Source organism: Bdellovibrio sp. HCB337 (genome assembly GCF_047302465.1).
Taxonomy (GTDB): domain Bacteria; phylum Bdellovibrionota; class Bdellovibrionia; order Bdellovibrionales; family Bdellovibrionaceae; genus JACMRP01.
The window spans coordinates 176,623-194,580 of sequence record NZ_CP178621.1 but is presented as its reverse complement, the minus strand read 5'-3'; the positions used below and the strand labels follow the sequence as shown (position 1 = coordinate 194,580).

17 protein-coding genes are annotated in these 17,958 nt (G+C 44.4%); 4 read left to right on the top strand and 13 right to left on the bottom strand.

Features of this window, described 5'->3' with window-relative positions; translation table 11 throughout:
• Window positions 1–2 precede the first annotated feature (2 nt).
• The gene (locus ACLWBB_RS00980) at window positions 3–1,856 is read right to left on the bottom strand and encodes a tetratricopeptide repeat protein (protein ID WP_413289673.1); all 1,854 of its coding nucleotides are present in this window, start codon (window positions 1,854–1,856) and stop codon (window positions 3–5) included.
• Window positions 1,857–1,959: 103 nt separating this feature from the next.
• Window positions 1,960–2,442, bottom strand: coding sequence for a hypothetical protein (locus ACLWBB_RS00975; protein WP_413289672.1), 483 nt, complete (start codon window positions 2,440–2,442; stop codon window positions 1,960–1,962).
• A 358-nt stretch (window positions 2,443–2,800) separates the two neighbouring features.
• Between ACLWBB_RS00975 and ACLWBB_RS00970 the strand changes: the two genes are divergently transcribed.
• Complete coding sequence (locus tag ACLWBB_RS00970) at window positions 2,801–3,352, top strand: polyhydroxyalkanoate synthesis regulator DNA-binding domain-containing protein (protein ID WP_413289671.1); 552 nt, start codon at window positions 2,801–2,803, stop codon at window positions 3,350–3,352.
• Between the two features lie 73 nt (window positions 3,353–3,425).
• Here the strand turns inward: ACLWBB_RS00970 and ACLWBB_RS00965 are convergent, their stop codons facing one another.
• The 10 genes from ACLWBB_RS00965 to ACLWBB_RS00920 form a co-directional block, all read right to left on the bottom strand.
• On the bottom strand, window positions 3,426–4,691 hold the full coding sequence (locus ACLWBB_RS00965; protein WP_413289670.1) for a hypothetical protein: 1,266 nt from the start codon (window positions 4,689–4,691) through the stop codon (window positions 3,426–3,428).
• Window positions 4,692–4,698: 7 nt separating this feature from the next.
• Complete coding sequence (lpoB, locus tag ACLWBB_RS00960) at window positions 4,699–5,310, bottom strand: penicillin-binding protein activator LpoB (protein WP_413289669.1); 612 nt, start codon at window positions 5,308–5,310, stop codon at window positions 4,699–4,701.
• Window positions 5,311–5,392: 82 nt separating this feature from the next.
• Window positions 5,393–5,980, bottom strand: coding sequence for a hypothetical protein (locus ACLWBB_RS00955; protein ID WP_413289668.1), 588 nt, complete (start codon window positions 5,978–5,980; stop codon window positions 5,393–5,395).
• A gap of 56 nt (window positions 5,981–6,036) precedes the next feature.
• The gene (locus ACLWBB_RS00950; RefSeq protein ID WP_413289667.1) at window positions 6,037–6,510 is read right to left on the bottom strand and encodes a chemotaxis protein CheD; all 474 of its coding nucleotides are present in this window, start codon (window positions 6,508–6,510) and stop codon (window positions 6,037–6,039) included.
• A gap of 2 nt (window positions 6,511–6,512) precedes the next feature.
• On the bottom strand, window positions 6,513–8,471 hold the full coding sequence (locus ACLWBB_RS00945; protein WP_413289666.1) for a sensor histidine kinase: 1,959 nt from the start codon (window positions 8,469–8,471) through the stop codon (window positions 6,513–6,515).
• A complete protein-coding gene (locus ACLWBB_RS00940; protein ID WP_413289665.1) occupies window positions 8,468–9,481 on the bottom strand; it encodes a hypothetical protein in 1,014 nt (337 codons plus the stop codon). The genes ACLWBB_RS00945 and ACLWBB_RS00940 overlap by 4 nt, the downstream gene beginning before the upstream one ends.
• Before the next feature lie 4 nt (window positions 9,482–9,485).
• Window positions 9,486–9,953, bottom strand: coding sequence for a sigma factor-like helix-turn-helix DNA-binding protein (locus ACLWBB_RS00935; protein ID WP_413289664.1), 468 nt, complete (start codon window positions 9,951–9,953; stop codon window positions 9,486–9,488).
• Between the two features lie 8 nt (window positions 9,954–9,961).
• Window positions 9,962–11,005, bottom strand: coding sequence for a rod shape-determining protein (locus ACLWBB_RS00930; RefSeq protein ID WP_413289663.1), 1,044 nt, complete (start codon window positions 11,003–11,005; stop codon window positions 9,962–9,964).
• 104 nt (window positions 11,006–11,109) lie between these two features.
• Window positions 11,110–12,744, bottom strand: coding sequence for an FAD-dependent oxidoreductase (locus ACLWBB_RS00925; RefSeq protein ID WP_413289662.1), 1,635 nt, complete (start codon window positions 12,742–12,744; stop codon window positions 11,110–11,112).
• Window positions 12,745–12,749: 5 nt separating this feature from the next.
• Window positions 12,750–13,226: a hypothetical protein gene (locus ACLWBB_RS00920; RefSeq protein ID WP_413289661.1), complete on the bottom strand. Its 477-nt coding sequence runs from the start codon at window positions 13,224–13,226 to the stop codon at window positions 12,750–12,752.
• 77 nt (window positions 13,227–13,303) lie between these two features.
• Here ACLWBB_RS00920 and ACLWBB_RS00915 point away from each other — a divergent pair, with 77 nt between their 5' ends.
• From ACLWBB_RS00915 to ACLWBB_RS00905, 3 genes are all read left to right on the top strand, one after another.
• On the top strand, window positions 13,304–14,047 hold the full coding sequence (locus ACLWBB_RS00915) for an HAD family hydrolase (protein WP_413289660.1): 744 nt from the start codon (window positions 13,304–13,306) through the stop codon (window positions 14,045–14,047).
• Window positions 14,048–15,052 (top strand): alpha/beta hydrolase-fold protein, encoded by a 1,005-nt coding sequence (locus ACLWBB_RS00910; RefSeq protein ID WP_413289659.1) that lies wholly within the window; start codon window positions 14,048–14,050, stop codon window positions 15,050–15,052.
• 71 nt (window positions 15,053–15,123) lie between these two features.
• Window positions 15,124–15,321: a hypothetical protein gene (locus ACLWBB_RS00905; RefSeq protein WP_413289658.1), complete on the top strand. Its 198-nt coding sequence runs from the start codon at window positions 15,124–15,126 to the stop codon at window positions 15,319–15,321.
• 32 nt (window positions 15,322–15,353) lie between these two features.
• Here the strand turns inward: ACLWBB_RS00905 and ACLWBB_RS00900 are convergent, their stop codons facing one another.
• Window positions 15,354–17,678, bottom strand: a complete 2,325-nt coding sequence (locus ACLWBB_RS00900) for a hypothetical protein (RefSeq protein WP_413289657.1) — start codon at window positions 17,676–17,678, stop codon at window positions 15,354–15,356.
• Window positions 17,679–17,958 lie beyond the last annotated feature (280 nt).

Here is a 17,958-nt window from a genome sequence, read left to right as displayed (position 1 = left end):
AACTAGCGGCCGTCGGCCGACGCAGGCATACGCATATCAACAGGGATTTGCTGCTTTTCGATCGCAGTGATTTTAGCTTTGATGGTTTCTACTTTTTTAGAATCCGTCTCTAAATCCGCAGCTTTGATATACATCTTCTTAGCTTTTTCCACCATTTGATGTTTGTAGTAAGCGTCACCCAAGTGTTCCGCGATAATGCTCACGGAAGACTGATGTTTGAACGCTGCTTCAAGCACTTTCACTGCTTCGTTGAAACGACCCTGTTTATAGAGGATCCATCCCAATGTATCCATGATGTAACCATCTTTTGGATCAATCGAAAGAGCATTGCGAGCCATCTTCTCGGCTTCACCAAGATTCGTGTTATTTTCAGCCCATGTGAAAGCCAAGTAGTTCATAGCTTGTACATGTTTCGGATCAAGCTCTAACACTTTCTTCATCTCAACAATCACGCGATCTTTTTTACCAGTACGATCAAACAGCGTACCGTAATAGAATCTCAACTGAGCATTCTCAGGGAATTTCTCTACAGCATCAGTTAACATTGTAATTGCTTTGTTGTAATCGCCACGCTCGTCCATCAAAGAAGCGTACATCGCATACAACTGAGATTGATCTTTACGCTCTTTCAAAGCGCCTTCGATCACTTCTACCGCTTCACTGAGACGGCCTTTGTTTTTCATCATGTAGGCCGTGTGAACCATTGCTTCACCGAAAAACTGGCTAGATGACGGAATCTTTTTGAAGTGTGCAATTGCCTTATCATAGTCTTTGGTCTCTTCAAAAACAGCGCCTAAGTAAAAGCGGATTTTGTCAGACTCTGGAGCATCACCTAAGATGTCTTCCAACTTCGCCGCAGCTTGGGCGAAATCTTTTCTTTCAATCAAGATCAAAGCCATCTTCAATTTGATATTCAAAGTATCGTCAGAAGTGTTTTCCAAGATTTGGTACTGTTCGTAAGCCAAATCATATTGCTCACTTTCCACATACATTTGAGCCAAGATCTCTGCCACTTTCGGGCTAGGGCCTTGTTCTTTTTGGTACTTTTTATAAAGAGCGAAGGCTTTATCTTCCTGACCTTTTTGTGTGTAGTAAGAAGCAAGCGCTGTGTATGCATCCAAGAAATCTGGCTTCAAGTCGATGGCTTTTTGATAAGCCTTGAGTGCTGCCTTTTGGAATGCGTCCCCTTTTTGCTCAGAGCGAACACGGCCAATATAATAGTAAGCAAGGTGTGGCGAAGCGTAATCTTCGTTCTTGATCAACGAATCAAAGAACTTCACAGCTTTTTCGTATTGTTTGATCTCGGTGTAAGCAGCTCCCAAATATACTGGAGCTTCCACGTTGTTTGGCTGAACCTTCAATACGTATTCGTACTGAGTGATCGCCTTTGGAAAAAGTTTCAATGACAAATACAAACCACCCAACAACAAGCGAGCTTCGATGTTTTTTGAATCTTTGTGAATAGCTTCTTCAGCTTGGGTCAAAGACTCGGTGAACTGAGCTGTTTTAAAGTACTCTGTGGCTAAACGGATATTCACCATTGCAGATTCTTGGTCATAAAGAAGTGTCATCTTGAAGGCATCAATGGCTTTGCCATGATTACCGTCCAAGCTGTAAGCCTCACCCATTGCGAAGTAGTAGTCCGCTTGAGTTCTGAGGTAGAGAGGATCTAAAACTGTTGTCGCTCCGTCACCACCGGTTGCCAACTGCGGAGAAAACGCTGCTGGTGCGCGATTTTTATCGTTGAAGGCGGCATCGTAGTAAGGAGCTTTTTCCGAATCTTGGAAAGAAGCGCATGCGGAGAGCGTGAGTAAAGCGATCACTATCAATGCGGGCCTAGTTGAGCGGTGAAGCATGAAAACTCCTTAGTCACTATGCTTTTCGGAGCCTTCAAAGAGTCCCTTGAACGAAATTGCTGATTTTTTAGTCAGATCAGAGGAATTGCGACCTAGGTCGTGCCTATTCGACGGGGCGCTGGCTGAGGGCTAAGATAATCCCGACGTCATCGCCAATATAACTATCAGCGGGAGTACCAGGGTCGTCCTTCGTTTCGAACGCCTTGTTCGGTCCAGCTGACCAAATTTGAACTTTTAATTGATCAGCGTTAGCGCTCAGAATTTTGTAACGGTAAGGCTGACCCCAAGGATCGTTGCCAATGCTACCCGCATCACGGAAGTTTAAAGAGTCCCCGCCCGTCGTCCGCATAGAGGCTGGGGAACGAGAACTCACCATTTCGGCTGTTACGGCAGATCTAGACGCTTCGCGGTATATTTCAAAAACTTGGTATCCGAGAACCTCGGCGTGGCGCTTAGCGTTTATAAGGCGGTCCTCTTCTCTTTGTCGAGTCCAGCTGGGGATTGCGAGGAAACCCAAAAGACCTGCGAGGCTAGACATAAAGATAATGTTCTTATAGCTAAGCTTCTGATTTTCTTGAGTTTTCATTAAATTACCGGCTCGCAAAGGGTTTCTCGTACCTAGTTCTTCGGCCAGTCCAGAGCCAAACTTTAGGTCTTTGAAATAAACTCAATCGAATTTCTCATACTCACCGAAAATGCCCGTTTTTTTGTCAAACATTGTGTCGCATGGCGTTTTTTTATTTGAGATTACGACCCCTTGACAAGGGGTGGCGGCAGAGTTAGGTTGCCGCCAACTGCCGCTTTATGAGTCAACAGATGCTGATTAAAACAAGTTTCTGTGTAGAGTCTGAGGCGCGGAAAAAGGGGTCGAAAGCAGCATAAGCTAAACGCCGCTTTCGAAAGAAAAGTTAAAAAACCAAGTAGACTTTCCAATGGGAGGCACTTTGATCAACCAAAACGAAACACTGACTTCAAAACAGAACTCTAAAGTCAAAATTATCAAGCGCTATCAAAACAGAAAGCTCTATGATACTCAGCAAAGCTGCTACGTGACTTTGGACGATATCGCTAAAATGATTCGTACGAACGAAGAAGTAATGGTTATCGACAATAAGTCTAAGAACGACATTACTGCTGCAACTTTGACTCAAATCATTTTCGAAGCAGAAAAGAAAGCATCTCAATATGCTCCTCTTTTCACACTTCGCGAAATCATCCAAAACGGCAACGGTAGCATTTCTAACTACCTAGCTAAATTGGGTGCTTTCCCTCAAGACTACATGACTAAGCAAGCTGCTAACATCGCAAATGTTGAGCGCGCTTCAGTTGATGACGTAAAACAAAATCTTGAGAACCGCGTTGCTAATGCAGCGACTCGTTACAATCCAGATACAACTGCGAAAGCAGCTGCTGAAAAAGCAACTGTTCTTCCTGGTGCACAGAACGAAGAGGAAACTCCAAATCTTCCTTCTAGCAACCCAAGCTTGAACAACTAGAATCCAATCTTTTACAAGCTATTCGTAGTTCAAAAAGGCTCTGAGAAATCAGGGCCTTTTTTATTTCCAGAGATTAGCGCAAAGTGCGCCAACGTAAGAATGTGGCTCTCTGAGGCTGGATCTTCACTTCTGGATAGGCTTTGCCGTCGCCGCTAAGACCTCCGCCACCCACTAAACCTTGTAGGTTCACATTGTACTGACCTACTTGCAGAGGAACTCTTATAAGCTGCACTGTTTGTGGCAGTGTCGACCACTGACGTAGATCCGCGCGTTCTGATAATTGCATCGCAAGCCACGCGACGTTACCCAACGCTTCGTTTTGTTGGCGGATTTGATCTGCAACAATTTCTTTCGTAGCAAATGCGCCAAGGCGCTTTGCCGATAACCATGCATAATCGTGTTGAAGAGTTTCTATCGCAGCTCTTTCTACATCATAGATACGCTGACTTTCAAACTCGCCGACTCCAGTGATCGTCGCTTTCATTTGTAGAACACTATTATAGACCGGTTGAAGAATCGGCGGATTATAGCCACCAGCATAGATTCCCTGACCGCCGATTTGAGCTTTGCGCGGTCCCCATCCCTGCTCGTAGATCAAAATCAACTCGCCGTAATTTTTGTCGTACCATTCTTTTTTCTCTACAACTTGCGGGAACTCTTTTTTCCACTTCTTGTAAGAGTCCATACGACGAGCGCGTTTCGCTGAGCGAATTAGATCCGCTGGCAAGTATGGAATGGTTGGATCTAATTTATAAGTTTCTTCATAGGCGATGTAGGCATCATCCCAGTTTTGATTTGCTTCCCAAATCATTGCAGAAAGATACTTTCCGAAAACATTCTTCTCGAAATCTTTTCGATCCTCGTGATTGATCTTGTTGTACTTCTCGTTCATACGACGAGTTTCAACCAACGCTTCATCCAACTGATTCAATTCGAGGTAATTCAAAGCTGCATAAGCATTAATGTAAATCTTTTCGAAAGAGTCACCCTTGTATTGAACCATCTCTTGGCTCAACAACAACGACGTCGCTTCCTTAGTTATGGATGTATAGTCTTGGAAATCCGCCAAGCGATCTGCTTTTTGCAGAGCCAGGCTGCTGTCTTTGATTCTGCCCGACATTTGCAGGGCAACAGAGTAATCTAAAAGATAAACTAGCTGATCTCCGCCTTCTTTATTGGCAAGAGGTTCTAGATAATCGATGGCCGCTTGATATTGGCCAAGCTCAAGGTGCTGACGGGACTCGGCCACTTTATTTTGATAAGTGGCGCAGGAAATAGACATTAAACTGCATAAAAAAAGACCCGCCAAAACGGCGGATCTTTTCATAAGTACCGTCATAGATTAACTATAGTCCGATAGTTTTCTTTTTGTAAGCTTTGCGAATCTGTTTGTTGTCGGACCAAACCATCATGCCAGTTTTGATATTGGTCATGTTCAAAGTCACTTTGTAATATACGGTTTTATCTTTACCAACTTCTTGAACGATAGAGTCCAAACGACCGTTGATCATGAAATCCGCGCCAGTTTGACCGCCCGGGCCTTTTTTAGTTTCTTTAGAAACCATGCCAGAGTTTTGGTAGTTGTATTCGTCCGCGATGTCTTGGCGAGCTTCTTTATCAATGAAAGCAACTCTTCCACCCTTCATCAAGTCTACACGAACCATGTCCATCACACTTTGCGTGTCGATGTGTTCACTGGTTTTGTTTTGAAGCGATGTCACCATCACAATTGGCGGAGTTTTCGCATCTTTGATCACAGGGTGAGCAACTAAACTGCCCACAAGATCATTCACAACTTTTTGCATGTCTGTTTCAGACCATTGGTCGTTCAAAAGATTTGTTTTTTCAGGGTCGTCATAATCCCCTTTAACAAAGGCTTTTGGTCCACAGCTAGAAAGAACAAGAGCAGACATCGCAGCAGCAGCGATCATAGAAATAGTTTTCAATAGGCGATTCATGATACCTCCACCCTTAATACAGGGTTCCTTTAGGGTATAGTCTAAGAAAATTTACGTAATATTCAAGACTTGAGACTGCGCTTCATCGAGCTGCGCGGCCATTGCTTTCAAAAAGCTCAAAGTTTTCCGCAGGTTTGCGGATTGGACGGATCGAAATTACTTTGTAATCGTCGTTCAGCTTGATCAAATACCCGGCTTTTCGAGCATTTTCGACAAACTGACGCGCGTATTCGCGCTTATACTCTTCTGAGTACGATTCGAGCTGTTGAGCCTCAAAAAGATCGGCTTGAACTGCCTCATCCGGGCTAGTTGGACCCGCCGACTCTTTCACTTCTCGACCAAGAGCCTGTAACAAAGATTCGGCCCGAGGGTCTGTGGATAAGTCTAACTTATGCACATCTTGTTGGACTGGGACTCTTGCAAGGCGGTCGGCGGCTTCTCGATTTGCCTCCAACTGCATTTTTTCACGCGAAAGTTGCATGTCCTGAGATGTTTTGAAAAGGTGGCGATTCACACGCTCTTCAAACTGCTTCGACTGGGTCACTCCGCCGTTTTCACCACGGAAAGAGTCTTTTTCAGGCAAGAAAAATAGAAAAACAAAAAAGCCCGCCAGCAGCAAAAGTGCCACGGCTAAAAGGGAAGACTTGTCTTCTTTTTTTTGTTTCTGCATGAGTCGCCTCTAGTACAAACCTTATCGGAGCTTGGCGGAGTGTCTTTAAGCCATTCTCAAATTGAGACAGCATTTATCTTTCTAACTATTACCTCTGCGGTCCCGCATTTGACTATGATCTGGCGTGCGGTATCGCCTCCCACGTCCTCTGTTTGAATACGGAAGCCTTTTTCCTTTAAAAGGGCGCGCGCTTTTTCATAGTTCTGTTGGCCAATCGGTGCCGTCTTCACTTGGACGACGGGTTCATGCATATTACCGCCCCCGGCTATATGCACCTCGATTTTTCCAACGTCTGCGGGCGTGATTTCCATCATCGTCATTAAAGACGGGATTGCCAGAGCCACATACCTTGCACTCAAACGATAGATTTGTTCGGAGCCGTCCGGTAACAGACAATGGGCCAATCCAAAGATGTTCTTTTCTTTCCACAAAAATGCAATGCCGACACAAGAACCAAGTGTTGCCTTCAGAGTATCTTCGTCTCTACCAACTTTTACTTCGCCGATTTTAACGAAAATTTCTCTTTTCATATTTATGTGTCGTTTTCTTTCGCAAGGCGATTTGGTGGCGGATACACCGGAATTATCAGCATAAACTCAGTGCCGACTCCGACCTCTGAACGGACTTGGATTTCACCGCCGTGACTCTGTAGGATTCCGTAAGAGATGCTCAATCCCAAGCCAGTTCCCTGCCCAACACCTTTGGTAGTGAAGAACGGATCAAAGATCTTTTCTAAAACTTCCGGTTTCATACCCTTACCACTATCTTGGATAGACACCTGGATTTTGCCGTTTTTATCACTCGTATCGCGGATTGGCTGGGTAGAAATCCAAATATGGCCTGGTCCTTCGATCGCTTGAAGCGCATTCGAAAGAATATTCATAAAGACCTGATTCACTTGGCTCGCGTAACAAGACACTCTTGGAATAGGCTCATAGTGCTTATGAATCTGCACGCGGTTCTTAATTTCGCCAGCCAACAAATTCAAAGTCGTATCTAGGGATTCATGGATATCGATCTCTTTAAGCTTTGCTTCTTCAAGACGCGAGAAATTACGAAGCCCCAACACAATGTCTTTGGTTCTGCGTGCGCCGTCTTCGCACGAAGCAATTAGCTTTGGCATGTCCTGCACGATGTAGTCGTACTCTACTTCAGATTTCATTGCTGGCAAGTTTTGTGGCTGAGTCTCTGCAGTTTCAACTAGCTTGATCAACTTTTCAGAGTAATCACGAAGATGAGTCATATTGCTAGAGATAAAGCCAATGGGGTTATTTAACTCATGCGCCACGCCAGCTACTAGCTGACCTAACGAAATCATTTTTGCCGAGTGAACCAGTTTTGCTTGGGTGTCTTTAAGTTCTTGATTGGCGCCTTCTAACTCGAAGATTTTTTTCTTTAAGTCTGTTCTTGCCTGAGAAATACGACGGCTCATTTCATTGAAACTTGCCGTCAGTAGACCGATTTCATTGTCATTCTTAACAGGAAGCTCAACTGAGTTTTCTGACGTTTCAAATCTTTGCAAAGCTTCGACCAATTCATATAGGGGTTTCAATACCCAGTTAGAGGTCACTAAGATCGTCATGAATAGAACCACAATGATCCCAACCACGACCGAGATAAAGGCAAAGTTTACGTTTTTTAGAACTTCCTTTGCCTCGCTCTTGGAAGCTCCCAAAGCCACATAGATATTGGATGGCTTCCACTCAAGTGGATAAATCAAAAATCCATACGGCATTGAGCGAATGTTCAAATCAAAAAAAGGCTCTTTATTGGTTTTAAAATAAGGTTCGAAGAAATCTTTTTTGTAGAGGTAAAAGTCAGGATGGCTTGCCTGCATCAGCTGGCCACCTTCTTTGAAGAAAATAATCTCTAGCTTTAAACGAGATTTAAGACGGTTCAGAAACCCACGATCCAAATCAATAATCTGCTCAAGATATCCTACGATCTTGCCGGAACTGTTTGTGACCCGCGAAATCAGCAATAACGAGGTTTTGCTTTTTTCCGTGAATTCAACGGAACCAATTTCTTTTTGGCCTTTAAGCATAGTCACGTATTTGTTATTCAGGACAACAGCTTGCTCACTCGGCGCAAAGTTTCGGACTTCGCCCTTTTCGTCCTTGAAAACACTAACAACCATGCGACCATCGCGATTAAAGAATGTCAGGCTAGAGGCAAAGTCCGTACGAAGCCATTGACTAGCGATATTGCGAATCGTGTTCGCATCATTTACAGACAAGTGATAAACCAGGTTAGGATCGCGAATGTATTTATCGCGTTTTTGTTGAAGACCTGCGCGGTATTCACTAAAGATAACACTGATCTCGCGCGCATTGCCCGCCAAGCGCTGTGACAGCTCTCGATCCAATGCTTTTTCGTATTTGATCATGGAATATACGGTCACGAACGCCAATGGGATGACGGAGAATAACAAGAACCACACAATCAGAATGGTTCTTAGTGATCTTTTAGGCTTTCTTTTTAACTGCTTCACTTCTTCGCTTCATCAACCGTGATAATTAAACGAATGATCCCATCTGGCATCACACGCGGATGCTTCTCTTTACCAATCTTAGCTGTTCCGTAGCCAGAGAGGAAGGCCTGTAATTCTTCGTATTTGGCCTCTGGGATAGTGAAATGGAAATAGGCAGAGCCTGGAGTTTTTTGCCAACCGAGTTCAACTTCCCCGGCCTTACGTCCACCAAGCTCAACAATCTTTTCTGTAATTTTCGGTCCAACAGCATCTAAATTCGTTACCGCGATTCCTCCGCGATACAAATAACCGGTGTTAGATTTATTGCTGTCAGTATTTTCCTCAGACTCTTCTTCCTGAGTGGCTGTTGCAGCAGCGACTTTCGCCGGGGATTTTTGGGCAACTGGAGTCGGAGTGGCCTTCGCTACAGGTGTCGCTGTTGCCATAGGCGTTGGGCTTGTTTTTGCCACGACCGCAGGCGCAGTCGCTTCCGTCGGCTCTTTCTTAATTCCCTCATCCACAAATTGCGGAGTTTCTACTGTGACAGGTGCATCAGAAAGATTCTTGCTGACGGTTGCAGACTTATTAAGCTCCGTCATCACCACATCACTTGATCCGGTAGATAGACGCAGCTTCATCACTTTTTCCCAAGGAGCCACCGTCAGAACTGTCACAATGACAAAGACGACAACCAGAGCTTCAAGCCCCCACTTCAAACCGACAGGCCATTGATCAAAACGTGATTTCTTAAAAAGAACTGATAAGTAAGAAGAAGGTGCCGACAGTCTTTCGTGAAGAGCATGCGACACGGTAATTTGCTTCATCTTTTCAGAGTATTGTTGGCCGATCTGGATTTTCTGAAAATCTAACTGCGCTTCTCGTGAAGACTCTAAATGAGCTTCGACGGCTTTTCTGCGTTCGTCGTCCAAGATGCCGCTCATATAATCGTATAAAAGCTCATTCCCGGTGAACGGAGTCACCTGGCGCTGACCTTTTTTCGAAAGAGGAAGTCGGTTTACATCTTCAGACATACAATTACTTTACCGCATTTAGTTTCTTAGTAGAAACCCCTTGCGCCATCGAGCCTAGTTTTCGAAGGGCCCGACCTAGACGATAGCGGACTGTTCCTTCAGAAATACCGAGACCTTGGGCGATGTCTTTCTCTGGAATCTCAAGAATTTTGGACCAAATCACCGCCAAGAGCTCATCTTGGGTCGCAAGTTTCTGGAATTCGCGCCAAGGGCCCAAATCCAGATCTGCTGGAATCATCCAACCCGCTTCTGTAGAGATATTCGGATTGCCACGATTTAATTTCAGGTGATGTTTTGTCCAAACAGAAAACGTCGACATTACAATCAAGACGTTGCTGTTGAACTGAGGATTTTTTTTCTTTTTATTTGTACAGATAGAAATAGCTTGGGTTGAAGCTTCCAAGGCCCTGCGATCGTCTAAAAAAGCAAAGAAGAAAAACAGGGCAATGGATGTAATTTCGGCTTCAGCCATTCGTTTCCTTAGTCGATGGTCAACTGTCTCAAAAGATCGAGTTGATCAAGTACCTTACCCGATCCCATCACAACACAGCTGAGCGGATCTTCGGCGATAGATACTGGCAAGCCCGTTCTTTCACGAAGAAGAACATCAAGGTTTGCAAGCATTGCTCCGCCACCAGTAAGTACGATTCCGTTATCAACGATATCAGAAGCCAACTCTGGAGGAGTTTTCTCAAGCGCCGTACGAACAGCATCAACTACCTCAGAGAGAGGATCCATCAATGCATCATTCACTTGCGAGCTTGTGATCTCGATCGTCTTAGGAGCTCCCGCTACCAAGTCACGACCTTTGATCTCCATAGTTTTTTCATCTTCAAAAGGATAAGCATTGCCGATTTGAATTTTAATCAACTCGGCAGTTCTTTCCCCGATCAACAAGTTGAACTGACGGCGAACGTAGTTGATGATCGCTTCATCAAATTTATCGCCAGCAACTTTGATAGATTTACAGTAAACGATACCGCCCAAAGAAATAACTGCAACACCAGTGGTACCACCACCCATGTCGACAACCATATTTCCTGAAGGCTCAGTGATTGGAAGACCCGCGCCGATAGCGGCTGCCATTGGTTCTTCAATCAAATAAACTTCGCGCGCACCCGCAGATTGAGCTGCCTCTTTTACCGCACGTTTTTCCACCTGAGTAATTCCATAGGGAACACAGATGATGATACGTGGACGGATGAAAGATTTTTTCTCGCCCATGGATTTCGCAATGAAGTATTTCAACATGGACTGAGTTACTTCGAAGTCAGCAATAACACCGTCTTTGATCGGACGGATAGCAACGATACTGCCAGGAGTTCTTCCCAACATATCTTTCGCTTCTTTACCAACAGCTAGAACTCGGTTTTGCATTCCACGATAGTTTTTTTGTACAGCAACGACGGAGGGCTCATCCAGAATAATTCCGCGCCCTTTGACATAAACCAAAGTGTTCGCGGTACCCAAATCAATCGCGATGTCGTTCGAAAAGTAATCTGTGAATTTCTCAATAATTGACATTATTCTCTCGCAAAGAAATTAAGTTTGGATAAAGTCTAGATTCCACAAAAACGGGAGTCAATGCAGATATTTAGACTGCAGCGAGAGATTACGTCACAATGTGTCTAGAACCCGCTCTTCCAGCTGAGCTCTTTTTCCATATAAACTCGTAAATCTTCTTTCTGTTTTTTCAGTTCAGAGTCAGACCAAGCAAGTTTCTCTTGGAAAATTTCGCAAATACTCTCTAGTTGAGGCATCCCGTGCTCTGGATATGCCAAAAATAAAGGCACTCTTCGGGCATAAAAATCCACCAGATTCAGACACAAAGTGTGATCAATGGCCTGCGCAGCTTCGAGTTGCCAGTAGCTGTAGTGGCGCGGATATGTATGCAGAATTTCTGCAGCTTCTAAGCCATAGCGTTCAGCCAAAAGCTGGGTTTCCCACTCTGGTCGGCCGGTCGTTTTTGCCCAAACTGACGCTTGACCCAAGGCTTGTTGGAAAGCATCAACCGTCGTAAATGGATTTAAGGCTTTGGTAGTCTCACTTTTCGCAAAGCGCACACGATCTTCGAGAGAGAAGAACGCCAAACTGTGCGAAACCACTTGCTGAGCGATCAAGCGATACGTGGTGTATTTGCCCCCTGCAACGAGAGTGACTCCCCGCTTATCATCAATGATTACGTGCTCGCGGCTGGTTTTACCCTCGCTCGAAGAACTGTCTTTCACGAGAGGTCGTACCCCTGCGTAAGTCGCTACGATGTCTTTTTCGGTAATTCCTGCTCCTGGGAAATACTGGCGAGTCACGTCTAAAAGGTATTTTACATCTTCGGCGGTTGCGACCACCTTGTCTGGAGACTCTTGGAAATCAGTATCTGTGGTTCCGATAATCACCATTTCATGACGAGGAATGCCAAAAACGATGCGATCACTCTTCTCAGCGGCCATCACGACAGCACTGCTTAAAGGCAAACGAGATTTTTGCAAAGTTAGGTGAATACCCTTCGTCGGGCGTAGAATGTTTTGCCAATCTTTCAAAAGCTTTGGTCCCAGCTCATCAGTCCATGGACCTACGCAGCTAACGACATGTTTTGCGCGAATTTTGAATTTCTGTGCATTCAACTGATCTTCGCACTCGACGGCTTCGATGATTCCAGCATTGTTAAATTGAGCACCGATGGCTTTTACATAATTCACGCAAAGCGCACCCAATTCGTGAGCTGAGCGCAAAGTTTCATGCACCAAACGATCGTCATCCATGTAAGCGTCAGAATAAATGTAAGAACCCTTTAGGTGTTCGCCTTGCAGAGTCGGCATTCGATCCATAGATTCATGCGCGTTTAAACGTTCATGCATTTCCGGTGCTTGGAATAATGCCAACGCATCATAAAGCCACATTCCCAAACCCATTTTAAACATACCCACACGGCTGTTTTCATATAGCGGGATCATGAAGCGTAACGGATGCACCAGATGCGGAGCCATCTCGAAAAGCTTCGTTCTTTCATTCAATGCTTCAAACACCAAATGAAATTCCATATTTTCAAGATAGCGAATTCCACCGTGAATTAACTTGCTAGAGCGTGAGGAAGTTCCTGAGGCAAAATCTTTAGCCTCGACCAAAGCGACGCGCATGCCACGACTGGCAGCATCTCGAGCTACGCCGGCACCATTAATACCCCCACCGACAATGCACAAATCAAAAACTTCATCTTGCATTTGCTGGATCATTTGAGGGCGCTGAGCCTTCGAGAATTTTTTCATGACTACTAAGCCTTTGTCGTCTTGATGTGCATCACTGCTGGATTCCAAGCTTCGGCTTTAAAGGCCGAGATGGAATTATTAATTCCCGAAACATTCGGAAAGTAGACTTTTTGAAAGTGTTTTTCGCGGGACAGTTTGTAGGCTAATTCGCAAAGCTCGTCGCGCGCTTGCAACGACGCGTATTGCAGATGTTCTACCCACAAACTTTGAGTCTGGCCATCCACAAACAAGAGTGGTTGCGCCATAAAGTAACCAACTAAAAGCCCTTCATCTGAATAAGGACTAGTTTTATCTTTATCACGAACCAAAAATGACCATCCTAAAGCGAAGTAATGTTCGAGGGCTTCTTTGCGCCATCGGACGTTCCAGCTATGCAGAGTGCGCTCCATCTCATCAGGAATGAGTTCCTGGAGCTTCTTGTTTTCAAAATCGAGGATTTCTGGCAGGTCTTGGAGTTGGATCACCCGACAAAAAAGGGCCATTCTACGCACTCTCCTATTGAGCTTCGTTACGAAGCATTTCTTGTCAATTTCTGGTTCTTATTTCATACTAAGACGCTATGAAATACAAAGCTTATTCAAAAGAAATTTGGGACCGAATTCACGCCGCTCTGGACTATGCCTTGGCGAAGGACGCAGAACCCGTTGCTGCCTTTGATGCCGACGGAACTCTTTGGGACACTGATCTTGGAGAAGGCTTTTTTCAGCACCAAATCGACAACAAATTGGTGAACCTGCCTTCTGATCCTTGGGCTCACTATGAAGAGCTTAAAAAGAAAGATCCAACGGAAGCTTATTTGTGGCTTGCGCAAATTCTCAACGGGCAAAAGCTGCAGACGGTTCAAGAATGGGCTGAAAATGCTGTTAAAGCTCAAGCGCCAATTCCCGTTTTTGAAGAACAGAAAAAAATCATCGAGCTTTTCAAAAGCAAAGGTGTTCGTGTCTATGTTGTGACCGCGTCCATCAAATGGGCTGTAGATCCGGGAGCAAAGCTTTTGGGTCTAGAACCAAAAAATGTCATCGGCATCGAGACTCATGTTGAAAATGAGCTTATTACGCAAAATCAAAAAGGCATCATCACTTACCAAATGGGTAAAGTAGAGGCCTTACTTGAACACACTGACGGTAAAAAACCTTTCTTTGCTTCCGGCAACACGATGGGTGACTTCCAACTTTTGAATTCAGCAACGGATTTGGCTATGGCTGTGAGTGCCGCGAATCAGGATGATCGACTCTTTAAAACAGAGAATGACCTCCAGAAAATCGCTACGCAGAAGTCTTGGGTCCATCACAGGTTTATCTAAATGACAGTAACGACTCTCGATAATATTTCGGTTTTGGATCTTAAGAACTTTGATATGGAAACTTTGCTAATTGAAAGCAAAGCTCTTAAAGGCAACAGCCTTCAAGATCCAACATTACGTCGTAATCCGATTCTGATTCCTCGTAATGCCGAAGGCCCTCTTCCAGTCGTATTTTATCTTTCAGGCTTAACCGGCAACGGTTCGGGCCCTTTTTCTCCTAAATTTGGCGAGCCCACAAACATTGAACTCTTGGATGCAGCTATTACTGCGAAAAAAGCGCCAAAGGCTTTATACGTGTTTGTCGACGCCATGACTTCTTGGGGTGGCTCTCAGTTCGTGAATAGTCGCCAAGGAAACTACGAAGACTATCTAATAAAGGAACTCGTTCCTGCGATTCATTCAAAATATGACGTAAGCCTTCTGCCAAAACACTGGTGTGTGACAGGCGGATCCAGTGGCGGATACGGCTCTCTTCATTTGGCATCGAAGTTCCCAAAAGTTTTTGGTGTGGCTGCAGCCATTGCACCGGATTGCTTCTTTGAAGCCGCCTTACTCGGAGAGATTTACGAATCTCTGACGGATTGGAATGAATACGGTGGTCTCAAAGGGCTTCTGAAGGAATTGCGTGAAGGCCGTCTGCGCAGAAGCAAAAACTTTCATACTTTGGTTAATGTTGTAGGCATGAGTCTTTGTTACGCCGACGGCGAGCTTCCTATGGATACGCACACTGGAAAGATGAAGCCTGCGATTTGGAAAAAGTGGCTGGCGATGGATCCGTTGGTATTCTTTCCAAAGCGGGCCCAAAACTTAAGAAAACTTCATGCGCTCTATATTGATGTCGGCAATCGCGATCAGTTCAAACTTCATTTGGGCTGCCGTCAGCTGCACCAGTGGTTGAAGTCCCGAAAGATCAAGCATCACTACAGCGAGTTCAAAGGAACTCACTTCGAAATCGGCACACGTCGCCCGGAAGTCTGGTCCTGGCTTCAAAAAATCTGGGATTGAGTTTAAAACTTCACAAGATCTAAAAATAAAAGTGAAAAACCCCTGTTAGCGTTTTTGCTCAGGAGGTACTTATGCCAACAAGAGGAACTAAAGAAAGTTATTCGCCGAAACAAAAACGCATGGCTCAGCATATTGAAGAGGGCTATGAGAAAAAAGGCGCATCTAAGAAAAAAGCCGGACGGATTGCCTGGGCAACGGTGAATAAAGAAACCGGCGGAGCTCAAGGTAAAAAGAAGTCCGCACCCAAAAAACGCAAAAATGTTCACTAAATATAGAAAGACCTGAAAAGGTCTTTCTTCTTTTATTGGAGGACGAGTTCGCAACGGATACGCGCAGGGCCATCGACGCCTGGAAGAGGACGCGCACGATAGCTGCCGTTTTTATCGATCTCGGCAGTAAGTCCTGCAGGTTTCAATACCATATTTTCAAAGCTACGATAGAAATCTTGAGCATCACTGACTTTGAAAGACTTCGCTATTCTCGCCTTAGGATCTGCCTCAGTCATAATACTAATATCGAAGTGCTTCGACAAAGCCTGCTCAAAACGCTTCCATTGATCTGCGCCAATTTTAGCTGCAAGTTCGGTTTTGCTGCTCAACCCTGGCACTAACAATTGGATCGACGTTTTAACTTTCGGATTGAAAGTACCTGCAAATAGGCTTTCAGAGAAGATTCCTACTTGTACATTCTTTCCAAGTTTATTTTCAATTTCAGCAATCAACCCGCCCAAAGACAAAATCGCATTGCTCAACTCTGTACGAGTGAAGGTTGGCTGGCTCTTTAACAGTGCTTCTAAATCAGCCGTGCTTGTTTTACCTTCGCGGGCCGCTAATTGAGCAATTTGCATCAAAGAGAATTCTTCGCGTGAAGGACGAAGGACTTTCAACTTTTCATAGGTCCCACGCAAAGCATTGTTCATAGGTAAAATTTCGAAATTCGACACTGGTGCCACAATACCATTTTGAACAAAGAGGTTTTCAAGAAGTCTCAACTGACCACGCTTACGCTTTGAAGCACTTTGTGCCGCATGCGCCAAAGTTTCACTTTCAGAACCTACGACGTCGGAAATCAAGAAGTAAGCTTCAAGTCTTGCATTCGCAGCAAGCTGTTCACGCAAATAACCTGTTTCAACTTCAACGGCATCAATCATAGGGCCTTTTTCAGACAACCATTTATCTGTTTCATCAAATGGAGTATAAACCTGACCAACACCATAAGGACGCTCATTTTTAACAAGCTTTCCTTCGCTGAACTTCAATGTCTTTCCAGAATGGGTGTATACGTGATCGCCTGCGATCACATCACCGACCTTTAAACCTTTATTAGCAATCGCACCTGCAGTACCGATATAGACAACATCATTATGACCCGTATTTTTAAGAGCACGCGCAATTGGAATGATTTCGTCACCCCAAATTGCCGAGAATACACGCCAGCGTTGGATTTTTCCGTTTCTATCTTCTAAGAGATAGTCGGCGAAATTGTGACTTGCTTGTTCAGAATCAAATTGTTTGTACGAGCGCTGAATTGGGTCCTTCGCTAGAGCATAGGCTTTGTCGATCATCGAACCTGGAGCAACCGAGTCTGTCGTGAAAGCGCTTTCTTTATTTACTTTCCCGATTAGATTTTCAAACTTAGATACTTTGTTTTTTGGAAGGTTCAATCCGTTTACAACTTGGGAAGACTCTTTACCAACGACATCCATCATGCCAGCATTCTTAATAACGTCTTCAATTGCACCTTTTTGACCGATCACGATTTTGTCTGCTTTCGGCAACTGTGAGAACAAATCGGTAAGAATGCGTTCTTGACGTTTATGGAATTCAGCGGCGCTACCAAAGACCCTTACTTTGTCTTGGCCCTGTTCAAAGGCAGATTTTCCATCAAACTTTATTAAACGAAGCTGTGCAGACAAGTGTTTGATTCGGTCATCGCCTGAAATCAAATTCATAGCATAACTATATTTACCGCTCTTCGGATTAAAGGTCAGATAGATCTTATTATAGTTATTAGCCATCGGCTGAACTTCCGTAACTAATTCGATACCACCTTTATGGATCTGTTCTTGGAAGTCTGCTTGAGTTCCAACATAGAATGCAAAATCACGTTGATTCAAGATAGCGTCCCAGAAAATAGCGCGGCTGGTTTTTTCGGCAATATATCTTTCGGTATCCAAAAGAATTTTTTTACCACGAATTTTTGGAATGGATCTCTGGCTCTCTGGATCTAATTTAGACTCAGGTTGATATCCTGGCTTAGGCACTGCTGCGTCCTTAATTCCAAAACGCGCCGCCATCTTATTTTTAAAAAAGTCATAGTTCCACTCAAGGTCTGGCAATGCCACGCTTAAGGTCGGATTGTTTTGCTTAAGGCTTGCAAAGATCAATTGCTGCCAAGCTTTTGTATTTTCAAGATCTTTAAGGTTTAAGCGCTGACTATAATAGTGTTCGGGTTTTAAATTACGTAAAGCCTGAATAAGTTGAGGTGATTTTTTACCGTCCAGGAAATCGGCTAGGTTTTGAGCGTAGAAATCCAAACGATCAACAGCTAGCAAATACTGAAGCTTTGCTTTCGCATCCGTATGATTGACTTCAGCCGCCTGAATTCGACCATGGAATCCAGACACACATAATATAAGGACAAGGTTAATTACACGTTTCAACATATATAGGATAGGGAGCAAGGCCTACGCCAATACTCCGTACCCTAAAATCGAATATAAGCGTTCATCATCATATTACTTTGAGATTTCAAGCGCTTCGAAACCCAAAAAGGCGCGCGCTGTTTAAACTCTAGACACTCCAACCCTGTAAAAATTGCCTATGCTCGGGCATGCCTCTTGCTCAAAGACTCTTATTGGAGAGGTGTAATATGACTTTGCGTAAATCGTTTTTATCTAAAATGGT

Coding starts and splice junctions, on each gene's coding strand:
- ACLWBB_RS00965 (WP_413289670.1), bottom strand. CDS start 4,691: ATGACGGTACTTATGAAAAGATCCGCCGTTTTGGCGGGTCTTTTTTTA.
- ACLWBB_RS00950 (WP_413289667.1), bottom strand. CDS start 6,510: ATGAAAAGAGAAATTTTCGTTAAAATCGGCGAAGTAAAAGTTGGTAGA.
- ACLWBB_RS00925 (WP_413289662.1), bottom strand. CDS start 12,744: ATGAAAAAATTCTCGAAGGCTCAGCGCCCTCAAATGATCCAGCAAATG.
- ACLWBB_RS00935 (WP_413289664.1), bottom strand. CDS start 9,953: ATGGCTGAAGCCGAAATTACATCCATTGCCCTGTTTTTCTTCTTTGCT.
- ACLWBB_RS00955 (WP_413289668.1), bottom strand. CDS start 5,980: ATGCAGAAACAAAAAAAAGAAGACAAGTCTTCCCTTTTAGCCGTGGCA.
- ACLWBB_RS00940 (WP_413289665.1), bottom strand. CDS start 9,481: ATGTCTGAAGATGTAAACCGACTTCCTCTTTCGAAAAAAGGTCAGCGC.
- ACLWBB_RS00905 (WP_413289658.1), top strand. CDS start 15,124: ATGCCAACAAGAGGAACTAAAGAAAGTTATTCGCCGAAACAAAAACGC.
- lpoB (WP_413289669.1), bottom strand. CDS start 5,310: ATGAATCGCCTATTGAAAACTATTTCTATGATCGCTGCTGCTGCGATG.
- ACLWBB_RS00920 (WP_413289661.1), bottom strand. CDS start 13,226: ATGGCCCTTTTTTGTCGGGTGATCCAACTCCAAGACCTGCCAGAAATC.
- ACLWBB_RS00915 (WP_413289660.1), top strand. CDS start 13,304: ATGAAATACAAAGCTTATTCAAAAGAAATTTGGGACCGAATTCACGCC.
- ACLWBB_RS00975 (WP_413289672.1), bottom strand. CDS start 2,442: ATGAAAACTCAAGAAAATCAGAAGCTTAGCTATAAGAACATTATCTTT.
- ACLWBB_RS00930 (WP_413289663.1), bottom strand. CDS start 11,005: ATGTCAATTATTGAGAAATTCACAGATTACTTTTCGAACGACATCGCG.
- ACLWBB_RS00910 (WP_413289659.1), top strand. CDS start 14,048: ATGACAGTAACGACTCTCGATAATATTTCGGTTTTGGATCTTAAGAAC.
- ACLWBB_RS00980 (WP_413289673.1), bottom strand. CDS start 1,856: ATGCTTCACCGCTCAACTAGGCCCGCATTGATAGTGATCGCTTTACTC.